Annotated in this window: 15 protein-coding genes and 1 pseudogene; 4 read left to right on the top strand and 12 right to left on the bottom strand. The window is 68.8% G+C overall.

Going from position 1 to position 14,872, the window contains the following annotated elements; all coding sequences use genetic code 11:
- From NCW75_10720 to NCW75_10710, 3 genes are read right to left on the bottom strand one after another with little or no spacing between them, the layout of a single operon-like run.
- Positions 1 to 798 (bottom strand): hypothetical protein, encoded by a 798-nt coding sequence (locus NCW75_10720; GenBank protein ID UYV11769.1) that lies wholly within the window; start codon positions 796 to 798, stop codon positions 1 to 3.
- Positions 789 to 2,045 (bottom strand): hypothetical protein, encoded by a 1,257-nt coding sequence (locus tag NCW75_10715; GenBank protein ID UYV11768.1) that lies wholly within the window; start codon positions 2,043 to 2,045, stop codon positions 789 to 791. Before NCW75_10715 ends, NCW75_10720 begins: the two co-directional genes overlap by 10 nt.
- Positions 2,045 to 2,845, bottom strand: a complete 801-nt coding sequence (locus NCW75_10710; GenBank protein UYV11767.1) for a hypothetical protein — start codon at positions 2,843 to 2,845, stop codon at positions 2,045 to 2,047. The genes NCW75_10715 and NCW75_10710 overlap by 1 nt, the downstream gene beginning before the upstream one ends.
- A gap of 99 nt (positions 2,846 to 2,944) precedes the next feature.
- Here NCW75_10710 and NCW75_10705 point away from each other — a divergent pair, with 99 nt between their 5' ends.
- The 3 genes from NCW75_10705 to NCW75_10695 all read left to right on the top strand — a co-directional run bounded on the left by NCW75_10705 (position 2,945) and on the right by NCW75_10695 (position 6,012).
- Positions 2,945 to 4,312, top strand: a complete 1,368-nt coding sequence (locus tag NCW75_10705) for a hypothetical protein (protein UYV11766.1) — start codon at positions 2,945 to 2,947, stop codon at positions 4,310 to 4,312.
- Between the two features lie 26 nt (positions 4,313 to 4,338).
- Positions 4,339 to 5,001 carry a dTMP kinase gene (gene tmk, locus NCW75_10700; protein UYV11765.1) on the top strand — a complete coding sequence of 221 codons (663 nt, stop codon included), beginning with the start codon at positions 4,339 to 4,341 and terminating at the stop codon, positions 4,999 to 5,001.
- Between the two features lie 120 nt (positions 5,002 to 5,121).
- Positions 5,122 to 6,012: a LuxR C-terminal-related transcriptional regulator gene (locus NCW75_10695; protein UYV11764.1), complete on the top strand. Its 891-nt coding sequence runs from the start codon at positions 5,122 to 5,124 to the stop codon at positions 6,010 to 6,012.
- Between the two features lie 497 nt (positions 6,013 to 6,509).
- Here NCW75_10695 and NCW75_10690 read toward each other — a convergent pair whose 3' ends face one another.
- From NCW75_10690 to NCW75_10670, 5 genes and pseudogenes are all read right to left on the bottom strand, one after another.
- Positions 6,510 to 8,057 carry an FG-GAP-like repeat-containing protein gene (locus NCW75_10690; protein UYV11763.1) on the bottom strand — a complete coding sequence of 516 codons (1,548 nt, stop codon included), beginning with the start codon at positions 8,055 to 8,057 and terminating at the stop codon, positions 6,510 to 6,512.
- Positions 8,058 to 8,296: 239 nt separating this feature from the next.
- The gene (locus NCW75_10685) at positions 8,297 to 8,557 is read right to left on the bottom strand and encodes a hypothetical protein (protein ID UYV11762.1); all 261 of its coding nucleotides are present in this window, start codon (positions 8,555 to 8,557) and stop codon (positions 8,297 to 8,299) included.
- A gap of 19 nt (positions 8,558 to 8,576) precedes the next feature.
- A pseudogene (locus NCW75_10680) lies at positions 8,577 to 8,690 on the bottom strand (polymer-forming cytoskeletal protein).
- Between the two features lie 104 nt (positions 8,691 to 8,794).
- Complete coding sequence (locus NCW75_10675; GenBank protein ID UYV11761.1) at positions 8,795 to 9,427, bottom strand: hypothetical protein; 633 nt, start codon at positions 9,425 to 9,427, stop codon at positions 8,795 to 8,797.
- A 15-nt stretch (positions 9,428 to 9,442) separates the two neighbouring features.
- Positions 9,443 to 9,997: a hypothetical protein gene (locus NCW75_10670; protein ID UYV11760.1), complete on the bottom strand. Its 555-nt coding sequence runs from the start codon at positions 9,995 to 9,997 to the stop codon at positions 9,443 to 9,445.
- Positions 9,998 to 10,246: 249 nt separating this feature from the next.
- Here NCW75_10670 and NCW75_10665 point away from each other — a divergent pair, with 249 nt between their 5' ends.
- A complete protein-coding gene (locus tag NCW75_10665; GenBank protein UYV11759.1) occupies positions 10,247 to 10,915 on the top strand; it encodes a hypothetical protein in 669 nt (222 codons plus the stop codon).
- 81 nt (positions 10,916 to 10,996) lie between these two features.
- On the opposite strand, the gene NCW75_10660 is transcribed toward NCW75_10665, so the two are convergent.
- From NCW75_10660 to NCW75_10645, 4 genes are read right to left on the bottom strand one after another with little or no spacing between them, the layout of a single operon-like run.
- A complete protein-coding gene (locus NCW75_10660; GenBank protein UYV11758.1) occupies positions 10,997 to 12,160 on the bottom strand; it encodes an RluA family pseudouridine synthase in 1,164 nt (387 codons plus the stop codon).
- Entirely contained in the window at positions 12,157 to 13,080 is a 924-nt protein-coding gene (locus NCW75_10655) for a hypothetical protein (GenBank protein UYV11757.1), read from the bottom strand. Before NCW75_10655 ends, NCW75_10660 begins: the two co-directional genes overlap by 4 nt.
- 9 nt (positions 13,081 to 13,089) lie before the next feature.
- The gene (locus NCW75_10650; GenBank protein UYV11756.1) at positions 13,090 to 14,067 is read right to left on the bottom strand and encodes a 50S ribosome-binding GTPase; all 978 of its coding nucleotides are present in this window, start codon (positions 14,065 to 14,067) and stop codon (positions 13,090 to 13,092) included.
- Positions 14,068 to 14,082: 15 nt separating this feature from the next.
- A complete protein-coding gene (locus NCW75_10645) occupies positions 14,083 to 14,871 on the bottom strand; it encodes a ZIP family metal transporter (GenBank protein UYV11755.1) in 789 nt (262 codons plus the stop codon).
- Position 14,872: the final 1 nt, after the last annotated feature.

Here is a 14,872-nt window from a genome sequence, read left to right as displayed (position 1 = left end):
CTATCCAAACCCGCTGCCGCCTTCGCTCGGCGTGGGCACCACGCCACCGAAGCCGCCGGCCGAGCTGCGGCGGAGGTTGGCGATGGCCAGCGCACGGTGCAGGGCCCAGCGGAAGCGGTTCGGCTTGCGCACCGTGAAGGCTTCGGGGTCGGGCGAGCCCACGATCGAGAGCCGCTCCATCGCGATGCCCGCCCGCTGCCAGCGCAGCAGCACATGGCGGAGGTCCTCGGCGGGCTGGCGGTCGCGTTCTTGCACCACGACCGCCCGGCTTATGCCGTGCTCGGCGAGGTACCGGGCCGATGGGAAGTCCTGCGGGAAGGCCATCCAGCGGTTGTCGTATTTGCCCGGGCCCGGCGGCGCGGGACGCATGCGGCGGTTGTCGAGCAGGAACACCGGCGGCGCGTCGGCGGCGATCGTGCCGGCGTTGGCGCGTGCCAGGTCGTCGGCCAGGTTGGCCAGCAGGTGTTCCATCTTGCGGGTGTCGATGGCCCCGCGTGTACCGCGGGGCGCGGGCGAGCCGTTGAACAGCGGCACGGGCCGGTAGCCCCTGGCGGCCAGGAGCGCCCCGGTGAGCGCCGAGAGGTCGCCCTCGAGGTCGACCACCCAGGCGGTGCTGGGCATGGGCGGCGGGCCGGAAGGCAGCCACGACCATCGCGGTGGCGAATCGAGGCTCACGCGTTCCATTTCCTGACGCTCGGGGAAGTCCATCGCGGCGAACACCACGGGCTTGGCCCACGCCGACCATGGGGAATCGGCCGGGATCCAGGCGTCGAACATCATCTGCTGGGTCATCGCCATGGCGTGCCTCCCTCGGGCTCCAAGAGCACGGGCGTGTCGATGGCGGCCTGGTCGACAATCTCGCCGGTTGCCACGCGCCCGTACACGCCCGCGGCGGTGCCATCGATCACGTACACGCCCAGACAGACCGCGCGTTCGATCCCATTCGCGTCGGTGATGCCCGCAGGTGTGAAGCGATCCTGGGCCAGCCAGCGGCCGGGCAAGCCGGCGGTGCGGTGTGCGCGATCGGCGCGCAGGGCGCGGCGCGACCGGCGAGCCTCGCGATCGTGCGCGGGCGGCCGGTCGTTCGCTGCCAAGATCACGCCCTCGCCCACGCGCCCGAGCGCGGGCTTGTACACTCGGCCCTTGTGCAACGGTTCGGTGAGCGGCTCGACCTCGTGCGCTGGCGGGCACAGGGCGCGCCATGCCGGCAGTGGCGTGCGGAGGCGGTCCCACAGCAGCGTCCACCGCTTGCTCTGGGACACCAGGGCCGTGGCGGGGTTGGTCTGGGGCAGCGCGTCGTCGATGAAGTGCCGCTGCCAGCCCGACTTGCGCCCCAGGGCCGGCAGCCACTCGGCGGGGAAGAACCGCAGTGCGTGCGCGCACGGCGATGGCAGTGTCGCCGGCCCGCACACGACCGCGTGGGTCCCACGATCGGCGAACGCGCGAGCGAGCAGGTGCATTACCTGCGCATCATCGCTGTACGCCGTGGCGTGGACGAGGGCGACCGGGCCGTGCGGTCCCATGCCTCGCGCAACGGTATCGACCAGCGCGGCAGCCGGATCGCCGGTGGGTTCGAGGCCGAAGCGATCGGCGACGAGCCGCGTGTAGGCCGACGCCTCGACGTACCCGCCGGGCACGTCGCTGTTGGCCTCGCTCACGCGCCACCCGTCCTGGGTGTGGTGGAAGTCGTATCTCGTGACACGCGGGCCGCGCGGGTGCGCCGTGGCTCGTTGGAGCAGCCTGGTGATCGGTCGCGGCAGGCCCAGCGTGCCCAGCAGTTCGGGCCGGTGCAGGATTTCCGCCTCGGCCGCGAGCAATTCGGTATCCAAGGCCTCGGCCAATTGCTCCAACTCACGCCATGCGCGGCGCGCCAGGATGATCGGCCGATCGCCTAGCACCGTGGTGTCGCCGACCTGCGGATCCCACTTGAAGTGCGAGAGCGCCATCTCGCGACGGAGGGACGCGACTTCGTGCACCGGCAGGGGCTCGCCGACGCGCCACGGCGTGGTGTCCGACAATGGCGCGGCTTCGGTGACAACCGGCATCACCACCACCCCGCCAGCAGCACCGCGCCGATGGCCAGGCCAACATACGCCGTGCCCGGCAGCGCGCCGCGGAAGAACAGCGGCAACGGAATCGGCGGCAGGTTCGGTCGCGGGCGCATCGCCAACCCGACGAAGACCTCCGCGCCGGCCAGCGCGAGGGCCGGCCAGCCGAAGCGCAGGAAGTCGACCAGCGTGAGCGGCACGTCGATCCAATCGCCCGCGGCGGCTCGCCCCATCACGATGCCGAGTGCCGCCAGCAGCAGGCCACACCGCACGGCCGTCGGGGTGTCATGCTCGATGGTGATGGCCTCGACCGCGTTGGTGCACAGGCCCACCAGCCCCCAGAGCGCGAGCACGGTGCCCATGCTGATGGCGGCGCAGAACGCCACGACCCACCAGCCCGGCCCGTCGCCGAAGTTGCTGCCCGCGAACGCGCAGCTCATGCCCACGACCGCGCCGAGCAGCAGGATGGCGGCCGCGCTGTTGCGCCGCTCGCCCACGTCGCCCTGCGGGTGCACGCCCATCAGGCCGACGAGCCAGCAGAACACGCCGATCCACGCGGCCCCCATGACGGCGTAGAAGGCCATGTAGATCGTGTTGACGACGTCGGACGCGGCGAACGCCCCCAGCAGGCCGATGAGCACGCCCATCGCCACGCCCGGCGCCAGGCACAACGCGAACCTGCCCGGCCCGGGCCGGCCCAGGGTCTTGGGCCCCAGTACACCGCGCAGCCACTTCCACCAGGCGGCGATGGCCACCACGGCGTGGACGAGCAATACGACGATTTCGCCTTCGGCCATTGCCCATCAGGATACCGCCGAACCGGCACCAACGCTGTCCAGGATCGATTTCAGCAGATGCCGGGGCGCTGAGCGCCGATTTGTGGTATATTGAGCGGTATGGTCGATTGGATCTTCGTCGTATTGGCGTGGTCGCTGCTGGCCTTGGGGCTCGCGCTCCTGGCGTGGGCACTGCTGTGGGATCGCTCGCGCGAACGGCGGCGGTGCCCCAAGTGCTGGTATGGCATGGAGGGCGTGCCAGAGGCCGAGGGCGGTGGGTGGACGTGCCCGGAGTGCGGGCGAGCGATCGAAAAGGAGCGACGGCTGCGCAAGACGCGGCGGCGGTGGCGGTTCGCCGTGCTGGCAGTGGTGCTAGTTGTCGGGTCGTATGCGAGCCATACCGGGCCTGCCGTGCGCAGCCGTGGTTGGTGGGCCGCGGCACCTGATCTCGTGCTGATCGCCCTGCTGCCTCATGTAGACGCATTCGATCGTCCGGGTGCCACCGGCGGGGTAGACAATGCCGTCCGGGATGAAGTGGGCGTCCGAAGCCGTGCCACCCCATATGGTCCCAAGGGGTCGAGCACCAATCCCACATGGGTCGACGGCAAGTTGTGGCCCTGGGAGCGGTGGCTGCTCCGACGCCAGGGACTGAAGATGCTGGCCAACGCCGAAGATGAATTCGATGAGGAAGCAGCGGTGTGGTTCTGCGTTCTTGCCAGTGACCGGCTGGATGGGGGGCTGCCGAGCGAGCACGTGGCGGCCGCTATCGTCGCTCGGTCGCTGCTGGCCTACGAGCGGTGTGAGCGGTATATGGACTACGGGATCCACGTGAACCTGCCTGGCGTCGGCCCGCACCCGTACGACCTGTTCGTGACTGGGATGCAAGAGCCGGGGTTGTTCCGCTATGAACAACGCGATCGCCATCCCCATGCGCACTCCGACTGGATGCGGAAGGTTGCCTGGCGTGGCCCCGACGGCATACTCAAGGATTGGTGGTCGGTCACCGAAGATCGCGGCATCGAACTGCCGGGCCGGCTTGGCCTCGCGTTGGCCAGCGTACACCATGATGTCGCTGGCGCACTGTTTCCGACTGAGCACTGGGGCTCGCCGCTCACAAGGTCCGATGTTTCCGAGTTCGTTGGCGAGGTTGAGTTTCTTGGCCACAGGACGTACCAACTGCAAGGCCAGAATCGCTATGGTGGCACGGACACGTTGTGGATCGATGCCGACACGTTCCTGGTGCGTCGTGCGAAGAACATCTTTGGTGATACATGGTTTGTGCCCAGCATCGATGACTCGGCCGCTGCGTGGCTCGGTGCGTCCTGGTGGTCCTTCGACCCCACCCAGCAGGACGACACCCCGCTGGAACGGTTTGATGCCAAGTTGCAAACGCTGCTGGGGCAGATCGACATGCCGACCCGGGAAGATCAACTCGATGCGAGGCGGCTTATGCAGGAACGTCGCATGCGACATGGCGGCACGCCATAGGCCGGGCCCCGTCTACACTGGCCCCCATGCCAGAGCCCACCGCTCCACCCTGGCTCCCCGCCCTCCGCGGCACGTTCCTCGTCTTCGAGGGCCCCGACGGCTCGGGCAAGAGCACCCAGCTCCGCCGGCTCGAGGCGCTGCTCAAGGGTGCGGCCATCGAGGTCATCACCGTGCGCGAGCCCGGGGGCACGGCCGCGGGCGAGGCGATCCGCGACGTGCTGCTCGACCATCGGCAGGCGGCCATGGACGTGCGGTGCGAGATGCTGCTCTACATGGCCAGCCGGGCCCAGCTCGTGGCCGAGCGCATCGCGCCGGCGCTGGCCAAGGGCAAGGTGGTGCTGGCCGACCGGTTCGTGGCGTCGACGCTGGCCTACCAAGGGGCGGCGGGGGGGCTGAGCGAGGCCGACATCCTGGCGGTGGCCAAGGTCGTCACGCATGGGGCCGAGCCGCACGCCGAGCCCGACCTGAACATCGTCTTCGACGCCGACGAGGCCACCGCCGCCGCCCGGCTGGGGCTGCTGCTCGACCGGATGGAGGCCAAGGGGGCCGCCTTCCACGCTAAGGTGCGGGCCGGATACCTCGCCCAGGTGGACGCCCAGCCCGACCGCTACGCCCGCCTGGACGGGTCGCGGCCCGAGGACGAGGTGTTCGAGGCTCTGCTGGCCTTGCTGCAAACCCGCTTTTCGTAAGGGCTTAGGGCGGGTGTTTCGAGCAATCGACGCGAAGATGGGCAAATTACCCTTGCAGGATTCCCGGATCCGCGTTACACTATGGGTACCCGGGTCCACGACCGGCGTCGGAGGCCTTCCATGGCCGAACGTCCGTCCAATACCCCACCGCCGGGTTCTTCTGGGCAGCATGGCCCGAGTGATCCCGGCTCAGGTGGCGTGCCTTGGCAGACCGCCAGGCCCGCCGCCCGCCCGCTGGACCGTCCGGCCGCGTCGTCCGTGCAGACCGAGCCCAAGCCGTCGTCGAATCCGCTGGACCGGCACCCCATCGCGGCCCTGATCGGCTTGCTCGAGCACGAGCCCGCGCTCGGCTTGGCCATCGTCGACGGGCAAGGCCGCACGCTCAAGAGCAACCACCGGTTTACCGCGCTGACCGTGCCGCCGGGTTCGGCAGAGGGCGCGACGGCCAGCGACCGGCCGAGTTCGGGTTCCCACAAGGCCACGTCGACCGCGCGCAAGGGCGTGTGGGCGCGCGTTGGTGCCGAGGCGGTGCGCACCGCGGCGGCGGAGCGCCACCCGACGGTGCTGCACTTCATCCACGAGGGCCGGCAGGTGCAGTGCGACGTGTGGCCGCTGCCGATCGATGCCGGTCTTGAGCCACGGTTCCTGGTGCTCGCGGTCGAGGGCCGCTTCGATCCAACAGGAACCCGATCGGAGACGACCCGATCGGAAGAACGGCCCGGGGCGAGCACCGTCACGGCCGCGCAGCGTTTCACCACGTTCGCACCCATGCTGGCCGAACTGGGCGCGCTCTCGGCCCTGACGGCGCGCGAGCTCGAGGTGCTCGCCCTCATCGGCCAGGGCATGGCCACCCGCGAGATCGCCGAGTCCCTCGGCCGCAGCCCACGCACGGTCGAGCGGCACTGCGACGCGATCCACAAGAAGCTGAACACGAGCAACCGCGTGCAGATGGCACGGTACGCGATGCGAGCGGGGCTGACGGCCGAGGCGGGGAAGTTGAAGCGGGTGTAGGGCGCTGTTCTTCGAGCCGTGCTATCGATTGTTCTTGATTGTTCGACGCTCTGGCGGAGCCGAAGACGGCTGCGCCAGAGCTGCACCAAGTTTGTTTGTTTTGAGCGCTCGCGTTGCTCGCTTGCGGCCGCATGAGCGGCCGGGCCCTTGCGGGCCGCGCCGGGGACATGCGCCCTGCGCCCGAAGACGGGCTGGTGCGGATGTCCCGTCGCAAACGTCCAAGACCCAATCGTGCGCCAAGGGCTCTTGACGCCGAAGCATCCGCCGAGCGAGTCTTCGAGCGAGAGCGCATGCGAGAGGCGCGGCCGCTTCTGCGGCCCGGGCGGTAGCCCGTAAGCGAGCAACGCGAGCGCTCAAAACAATCCCGTTGGGCGAGCGCTGGCGCAGCCGTCTTCGGCTCCGCCGAGCGGCGAAGAACCAAAGCCCTACTGACCACCAGCACGAGCAACCGCGATGGTCCCCGTGTGGAAGTTCGTGCGGCTCGGGTGGCCGCGTCTCTATGGGCAGCCCGACCCGAACAGCGTCTGGAACGCCAGGAAGTCGAAGATGGTCAGTTCGCCGTCGCCATCGATATCGCCCGGGCACGGGTTGGGACGCACGGCAAGCACCGCGGATTCGCTGGTCACGCTCCCACGCGGTGTTGTCACCACGACGTCGTACTCACCGACGTTCTCCGCCGTGGCTCTCGTGACATCAACGTCGACCCGGAGTGTCTCGGACCGTGTTCCCGATACGCCGCTCCCATCGTCTAAGGGGATTCCGCCTCGGTGCCACTGGTACTCGGCGCTGCCGGCCACGACAACCGTGAACCGCACTCCGGAACGCCCCGGATACTCCAGCAACTGGGAGGCCGGGTGCTCGAGGATCGTCCCCACGGCATCGCACCGGCTCAGGAGCACGCTCACCGTGCCATCGATCTCGTTGGCGACAACAAGATCGAGGCGATCACCCCCGGACAGATTGCCGGCCGCCATCGAAAACGCGCCCGCGCCCGCGTCAAAGCTCACGACGGCACCGAGCGTTGGTGACAGATCATTTTCTACCAGGTGGACCCTGCCCTGGGTGCTGTCCACGACTCCGACGTCCGGGAGGCCATCACCGGTGAAGTCGCCAGCCCGGATTCCGTACAGCGTGGTCCCCACATTTCGGACGAGCTGCTGATCGAAGGTCCCATCACCGTTGTTGTACAAGAACCGTATCGAACCATCGTCCAGCGTCGACGAGACGATGTCCAGATCGCCGTCGAGGTCGAAGTCGGCCGCATCGAGGTAGAACACCCGATTGCCGACGTCCCACACGCTCTGGCTGAACCCGCCCACGCCGTCGTTCTCGAACACGCGGATCTGACCCGCGCCCGTGTTGGCGACGGCGATGTCGGGCAGGCCGTCGCCGGTGAAGTCCGCGGCGATCATCGCGCGGGGATCCTCACCAGCATCGTACACCGGCCCTGGCGTGAAGCTCCCAGCGCCGTCGTTGAGCAGCACCCCGATCGTTCGGTCGTTCAGGTTCGCGGTCCAGATGTCCAGATCGCCATCGGTGTCGATGTCGGCGAGCATGACCTCGAACGGCCGGACGCCGACGCCGCGGCGGACCTGCAGCCCGAAGCCCCCGCTGCGGTCGTTGAAGAGGATCGAGACGTCCTGGCTTTCGCTGTTGGACGCGACGAGATCTGGCCAGCCGTCGCCGTCGAGGTCGCCCGCCGCGAGCCCGCTGGGCCGCGTGCCAACCCCATACGCCTGCGGGAGCCTGAAGTCGCACCGGTCCGCCGCGAGCATGACGCTTACCGCATCAGCACTGGGTGCGTACAGGGTGGTCGCGATGTCGTTCAGGCCGTCGCGATCGAAGTCGGCGATGACCGGAGTCCGCGGGCTGGCGTCCTGCCTGTAGTCGCGTGCAATGTTGAAGGTCTCTTCGAGCGGGCAGCCGGTCTGGGCGTGCGCCGCGGGAAGGCCAGCGCTTGCGATGAACGCGGCGACGACCCACGGGCCGATGGGCCGGTGGGACGGCGAGCGAGCGGATGCGGGGCCGTTGGTTGCGATTGCCATGGTATGTTCTCCTTGGTCTGGCACGCACCGCCCCCGCACGCGCGGGCGCACGATGCGAACTGGAGCCTGACTTCTGCGCTTCGCGTGAGCGCCCCGAGCGGGGCGATCGTGACGCCCTTCGTTACGGGTTCGTGCTCGCCGGGGTTGCGGCTCGGGCGATCGGTTGCCCCGCGCGAATCGTGAAAACCGAGCAGCATCCACGGTTTTCACGCTGACAAAAAGGTGCGACGTTCCTCCCGCTAGCCGCGGCGGATCGGCTGCGCCGCGCTGCGATCCACCCGATTCGTGGGGTCCCCCGCGTGCGGCGCACCCCCCAGCGCCCGCGGCCCGGGATGGCGCACCGGCGGGGCCCCGAGCCACACCCGCATCGCGGGGCGGCGCAGCAACGGGGTGGCACCCGGCACGTGCATCGCGATACCCAGCACGTGAGGCCTGACATCCGACCCGTGTGGCGCGTCGCGCCGCACGGTGTTATCCGGGCGTTTCGGGGCGGGCCTCACGCCCAAACCTCCGGCCTCGCGGGGCGGTCGGTGGGGCTCGGGAGGGTCTCGTTTCGGCTCTGGGGGCTGGTGGGGGCGGTTCTGGTGGTGCGGGCGGGGCTAAGGGGGTCCCGGGTGGGGGCTGCGGGCGGGCAAGTTGGCTGGGCCGGTTGTTCGGTGTCTGGCCAGATCGTGCGGCGCGGGGCGCCGCACATCGTTATGCGGACCAGCACGGGGTCGGCAACCGCCCGGGTCGGCTCACGGCGTTCCGGTCTTGACCGGGCCTTGCAGCCCGCGGTCGTGGATGGATCCGAGGTACGACGTGTACGTGCCGGTGTAGCCAACCAGCGAGAGGAAGATGCGCCGGAAGAGTTCCTGGGCGGCGGCGAGGTGGTCGGCCAGGCGCAGATCGTCGCCCGGCGTACCGGCCATGCCGCGATGGACGATGTCGTTGCGGATCGAGATCAACTGATCGACCTCGGTCCCCAAGCCGTCCAACGGAACCCCGTACGTGTCGAGCATGGTCCGAAGGTTGGACCGCAGCGTGCGGCGATTGATGTTTCCGAGATTTGCCAGCATTGACTCTGCAATCCCCGCTTTCGCCTGTTCGTCGAGTTCGAGCGTCGCCAACGCGTCCAAGAGTGCACGCTCCAAGGCCGGGCGCACCGTGTTCCTGAAGTCACGCTTCTCCAGATAAGTGGTCGCGGGCTTGTGCTGCTTGCGGAATGCCTCGATCAGATGCTCGATGGCGGTCATCTGCGAGAGATACCGGATCTCGTTGTACGTGCTGTGCATCAGATGCCATTGCAGGGCGATGCCCAGGCCGGTGCGGTCGATGAGCGATTGGCCGTATGTCCGGGCGATCGGGGGCACCGTCGCGCGGAGATTCATCGGATGCAGAGGATCCTACTCGAAGGTGATGCTGCCTGTGAGTTCATCCTCGGTGTTCTGATCCATCGTGCCCGCGATCCAGACGCGACCGACTGGTAACTCAAGATCAAAACTGCCAAAGCTTCGGAGCCCCGCAAGGCGATAGCGAGCCCGCCAGCGAGATGGTTCGAAATTGGTCGCCGCTGGTGACACGATCGTGAGTGGGTCGGCGGTCGCGGCAAAACTCAAACCGGCACCTTCGGGACCACTGCCCGCCTGGTAGCCACCGACGTACACGCGGTCGCTGTGAACGAGCCGACCATCCTCAGTCCAACCCCGCAGTTCGAGCAACGGCACGCTTGTTGAGTTAGAGGTGGCAACCCGGATGATCCAAGAGTTATCCTTCGTGAGCGGACACTGCGAGAAGACCAGTGACACCGCTCCATCGCTGGCGATTCGAACGTCAACGTTGAAGTCGTGCCGGTGCTTCGATTCGCCTTCGACCCAGGCGAGCGTTCCCTCACAGCCAAGGGTCTCGAAAAGGGGCTGGTCCCTAGAACTGGTGATGTCATCGCTCGGGGTGTGCATCATCACGGTCAGGATAGACACGAAATTGTTCCGTAGCCTAAGTCAAGCCGAATCAGATGCTTACATCTCGTCTCGACGTATCGTGTGCAGATTCTGGTCCAGAAACGATAGATTGGTATAAAGCGGCTCCAGAATCGCCCCGATCTTCGTTTCCGGACGGGCGGCGATGGGCCGCCCGCATCGGACACCGGCCCTCGCCGCGCCCTCGTTGTTCGCGGGCGCGCCCCGGCCGATTGCATTGGGAGCTGTCGCATGCCGACCAGCAGAACGATCCCCGACACCAAGCCGGGGCAGTTGGACTTCTTCGAGACCCGAATCAACGCCTGGGTGGACAACGCGGCGGCCATCGGCCTCACGTTGACCCAGACCTCGGACCTGGCTGGTCTTCTTTCGACCAGCCGCGCGAGTTACGATTCCGCCCAGTCGGCCAAACAGGCCCTGAAGGGCCTCATCGAGGTGCAGGACCAGGATCTGGCCGCGCTGGTGGCCTACGGCAGCCAGCTCGTGCAGACCATCCGGGCCTACGCCCAGCAGACCGGCGACGCCCAGGTCTACGCCACCGCACAGATCGACCCGCGCAAGACGCCCGAGGCCATCCCGCCCTTCCCCGCGAGCAACCTGACGTACGCGCTCAAGACCAGCGGCGCGCTGGAGCTCTCGTGGGACGGGCGGCTGTCGACGGGGACCAGCTACATCCTCGAACGCTCCATCTTCTCGGCCGAGGGCCAGCCGTCGGCCTTCGAGCCCATCGCCTACGTGGGCGCGCTGTCGTACGTCGACACCGGCGTGCCGGCGGGCACGGCCCAGGCGCTCTACCAGGTCAAGGCTCTCAAGGGCAGCGAGACCACCGACCCCAGCGCTCCGATCCTTGTGCGGTTCGCCCCGGGCAACAACGGCGAGGCGCTCGCCGTCGCGGCGTAAGCCACGACGCACGACAACTCGCGCGACACCGAGCCCCGTGTCGGAGACGGATCCGACTCGGGGCTGTTCTTCGGAATCGTGCTACGAGCTTGCCTCGATCCCTAGCCGCGAGAGCGGCACACCCCCCCCGGGGCTCGCGGTGGCTGTCGTGTGTTCGCGCAGGTGCGCGATGAGCGCCAGCATGTCGTCCCTCGGCGGTGCCGTCAGCACCATCGGCTTGCCAGTGATGGGGTGGTCGAAGGCGAGCAGCGCGGCGTGGAGCATCTGGCGGTCGATGGTCTGGCCCTCGAGTTCGAACGCCCGCCCGCCGTACATGTCGTCGCCGACGATGGGCCAGCCCCGGTGCGCGCAGTGTACGCGGATCTGGTGGGTGCGGCCGGTGCGCAGCTCGAGTTCTAACAAGGCAAAGTGCTGGCCGCCCACGGGCTGGTCGTGCAGGCGGTAGCGTTCGCGTACTCTTGCAATAGTCAGGCTTGGCTTGCCCAATTGGTCGTGGCGGACGACCTGCTTCTCGCGGTAGCCCTTCTCCTTGCTGGGGTGCGGGCCCAGGGGCTCGTCGATGGCCTCGGTATCTGGTTCGAGCGCGCCCTTGGGGTCGCCGCTGACGATCGCCAGGTACCGCTTGTCGGTGGTGCGATCCTCGAACTGGCGGGCCAGCTTCCAGTGGGCCTCCTCGCTCTTGGCGAAGATGATGACGCCGGTGGTGTCGCGGTCCAATCGGTGCACCACGCCCGGCCTTGCAACATCGGCCCCGACAGGCGAGAGCTCACCACCAGACGAGTGCAGGAAGTGCCACGCGAGCGCGCCCAGCATCGTGCCCGTGTTGTGGCTGCGCGCGGGGTGGACGATGATGTCGGGCCGCTTGTTGAGGGCGATGAGGTGCTCGTCCTCGAACAGCACGTCGATGGGGATGTCCTCGGGCTCGATCTCGCCGCTGGGCGGCGGCGGTAGCACGAGGGAGATCTCGTCGTCCAACCGGAGCTTGGTCGAGGCCCGCGCGGGCTTGCCGTTGACGGTCGCCGCGCCGTCGTCGATCATCCGCTGGATCTGGCTGCGGCTCATGAACGGGATGCGGCTGGTGAGGTACTTGTCGAGGCGATCGTTGATGTCGCGCTGCAAGCTTAGATTCACCCGCCGCGCATCGGCATCGTCGGGGCCGGCGAGTTCAACGGCCTTGCGCAGGGCGTCCTGGTCGATCTTGCCGCCGGCGTCGAGCAGCGGGGGAGATTCGGCTCGCTCGCTCACCGGCCAGGGTCTTGGCCGGGGTCGGGCGTTGGCTCGGGATCGCCCGCCGGTTCGGCGGCGGGATCCGTCGTGGGCTCCGAAGCGGGATCGTCGCCAGCGGGTTCGCCAGCGCCCGGCCCTTCGGCGGGCGGTGCGTCGAACAGGCCGCTGCTCAGGTCGCCAAGATCGAGGCTGCCAAGGCCGAAGGGATCGTCCTCGTCGCGTTCGTCGGGCGTAGTGGGCGCGATGGGCTCGGGCTGGGGGAGCGACGCGCTGGCGGGCAGCACGACCTTCTGGTCGAGCGCGTCGAGGCTGGCCAGGCGGGCCTCGGCGATCTGGGCCATCGCGCCGTACCCGGCATCGCGATCGATCGTCGCGGCACGCTGGTAGTGCGTGCGGGCGGTGTCGAGCTCGCCCATCGCCTCGGCGACCGCGGCCAGGCCCATGTGGGCGCGGACGGTGTGGACCTCGGCCGCACCAGACGCCTGGGCGATCTGGTCGAACGCCTGGCGGGCCTGCTGGAGGTACGAACCCCGCAGCTCGTCGTCGAGCAGTTCTTCCGCGGGATACGCGCCGGTCGGGTCGGGCGAGGCACCGATGACCACGCCGCGCCGGACCGCGCTGAGGTAGGCCTCCGCAGCCGTCAGGCGGGCGACGTGCGCGACGGCGCCGATGTCGTCGTACTGCTGGGCCAGGCTCAGCAGCGTGTCGGGGCTCGTGCTCTCGGTGCTGGTGGCCAGGGCGAGCTGCACGAACGCCTCGTCGGTCCGTTCGTCGGCCTTCTGGGTCAGGTAGCGCCGGCCGCTGAAGGCGAGCGCGACCAGGGCAACCACGATGAGCAGCCTGGGGCCCCACTTGACCAGGAAGTCCCGGAATTCCTCGTTGATCCGCGACTCGTCGAGCCCGGCTCGGTCTTTCAGTTGTCCCTGGCGTTCGTCCATAGGACAAGTCTAGGGCGTCGGCGTCCAGAAGCCCCACGCCCCGGGGTGAGTGAGGGCCTCATCGCTCACGAGCCGTTGGCGGACGAGGCGGGCGAGGTCGGGCAAGCCTCGGCAGGCGACGGTGGAGACGGCGGCGTCGGCCCAGGTGGGTGGGGGGCCTGGGTGCAGATCGGCCCGCGTGGCGACGGTGATTCGATTCCCTCCCCCGCTCCCAGCGGGGGAGGTGGCCGCGTCTTCGCGGTCGGAGGGGGTCTTTTCGCTCGCGTCCTGGCACCAGATCACCAGGTCCGCCGCCGCGATGGCGTGCTCGGCCAGCGCCTGGGCCTCGGCCAGCACGTCGTCGCCGGCCAGATCAACTCCCGGCGCATCCAGCCACCGCACCACCAGCCCATCCAGTTCCAGATCCACCGCGACAGCATCCCGGGTCACGCCCGGCCGATCGGCCACACGGGCGACGGTGCGGCCGGCCAGGGCGTTGGCCAGGCTCGACTTGCCGACGTTGGCCGGGCCGGTGGCGACGACCAGGGGCGGGTGGAGGAGGCGAGAAAGCTCACGCGCGACGTCGGCGGGGACTTCGTCGAGCTTCGACGCCCATCGCGCGGGCTGGGCGAGCAGGTGGGCGACGGCCCGCTCGCCGCGCACGGTCGCAAGCGCCGTGAGCATCCGCGCCTCGATGTCGCTGGAGGCCTCGGGCCAGGCGGGGTCTTCGTCGGTGCGCGAGAGTCCCGCGTCGAGCATTGCCTTCGACAACGCCCGGCACACCTGCACACCGCCGTGGGGCGTCAGCAGCAGCACAGTCTCGCTGGGGCGGATGGCCAGCAGCGTGTCGACGTTGGGCACGGTGCGAAGAGCGGCGCGGCCGGTCGTTGGGGCGGTGAAGCCGATGGCCTTGCTGGCGGACTCGATATCGCCAACGACCTCAAACACCGCAACCGCAGACGCGATGCCGGGGGTGGAGCGTTGGGCGAAGGAGGCGGAGAACGTCACGGTGCAGCGTATGGCCTACAAGCCAACCAACCGCCCCAGCACGATCATCGCCACCACGCCGCCCACGAACGCGACGCTCACCGCCGTGCTGCTGGCCTTCTCGAGCGCTTCGGGGATCAGGTCGTCGACCACCAGGAACACCATCGCCCCGGCCGCCAGGCCCATGCCGAAGGGCAGCAGGGGCTCGAAGATCCAGATGAACCACGCGGCGAAGGGGGCGGCCAGCGGCTGGGGGAGGCTCGTAAAGAGCGCCCAGAAGAGGCATGACTTCACGCTCAGGCCCGCGGCCATCAAAGCTAAGGTGATGGCGATGGCCTCGGGGATGTTGTGGACCGCCAAGGCGCTGGCGATGCTCACGCCCAGCGTGGGCAGGGTCCCATCGGCCCGGAAGTCGGCGCCGAAGGCCACGCCGATGGCGACGCCCTCGGGCAGGCTGTGGATGGTCATGGCGGCGACGATGAGCAGGGCCCGCGTGCCGCCGGTCTCGCGGAGTTTGGCGATGTCGAAGTCGCCGTTGCCGCTGATCCATTTGACGGCCATCCAATAGAACGCCGCCCCCGCCGCCAGCCCGGCGGCCACCTCCCAGCCCTGCCAGCCCGGGGCCTGGTCCATCCCCTCGCCGACCAACTGGACCAGGCTGGCCGCGGCCATCATGCCCCCGGCCGCCGCCGAGAACATGCCGGTGAGGCGGTCGGACATGTCCTTGATGAAGAAGAACGGGACCACGCCGAAGACCATGCTGACGTCGGCGACGACCGCGGCGGCGAAGGTGATGAGCAGGAGGTGGAGGAGGTCTTGGTCCATG

It is taken from the genome of Phycisphaera sp., from assembly GCA_025916675.1.
Lineage (GTDB): Bacteria > Planctomycetota > Phycisphaerae > Phycisphaerales > UBA1924 > JAHCJI01.
The sequence above is the reverse complement of the archived record's forward strand: the minus strand, read 5'-3'. Positions and strand labels throughout refer to the sequence as shown.

Excerpts from the sequence above, each read along its gene's own strand:
- NCW75_10720 (UYV11769.1), bottom strand. The coding sequence starts at position 798 with ATGGCGATGACCCAGCAGATGATGTTCGACGCCTGGATCCCGGCCGAT.
- NCW75_10715 (UYV11768.1), bottom strand. The coding sequence starts at position 2,045 with ATGCCGGTTGTCACCGAAGCCGCGCCATTGTCGGACACCACGCCGTGG.
- NCW75_10710 (UYV11767.1), bottom strand. The coding sequence starts at position 2,845 with ATGGCCGAAGGCGAAATCGTCGTATTGCTCGTCCACGCCGTGGTGGCC.
- NCW75_10705 (UYV11766.1), top strand. The coding sequence starts at position 2,945 with ATGGTCGATTGGATCTTCGTCGTATTGGCGTGGTCGCTGCTGGCCTTG.
- tmk (UYV11765.1), top strand. The coding sequence starts at position 4,339 with ATGCCAGAGCCCACCGCTCCACCCTGGCTCCCCGCCCTCCGCGGCACG.
- NCW75_10695 (UYV11764.1), top strand. The coding sequence starts at position 5,122 with ATGGCCGAACGTCCGTCCAATACCCCACCGCCGGGTTCTTCTGGGCAG.
- NCW75_10690 (UYV11763.1), bottom strand. The coding sequence starts at position 8,057 with ATGGCAATCGCAACCAACGGCCCCGCATCCGCTCGCTCGCCGTCCCAC.
- NCW75_10675 (UYV11761.1), bottom strand. The coding sequence starts at position 9,427 with ATGAATCTCCGCGCGACGGTGCCCCCGATCGCCCGGACATACGGCCAA.
- NCW75_10670 (UYV11760.1), bottom strand. The coding sequence starts at position 9,997 with ATGATGCACACCCCGAGCGATGACATCACCAGTTCTAGGGACCAGCCC.
- NCW75_10665 (UYV11759.1), top strand. The coding sequence starts at position 10,247 with ATGCCGACCAGCAGAACGATCCCCGACACCAAGCCGGGGCAGTTGGAC.
- NCW75_10655 (UYV11757.1), bottom strand. The coding sequence starts at position 13,080 with ATGGACGAACGCCAGGGACAACTGAAAGACCGAGCCGGGCTCGACGAG.
- NCW75_10645 (UYV11755.1), bottom strand. The coding sequence starts at position 14,871 with ATGGACCAAGACCTCCTCCACCTCCTGCTCATCACCTTCGCCGCCGCG.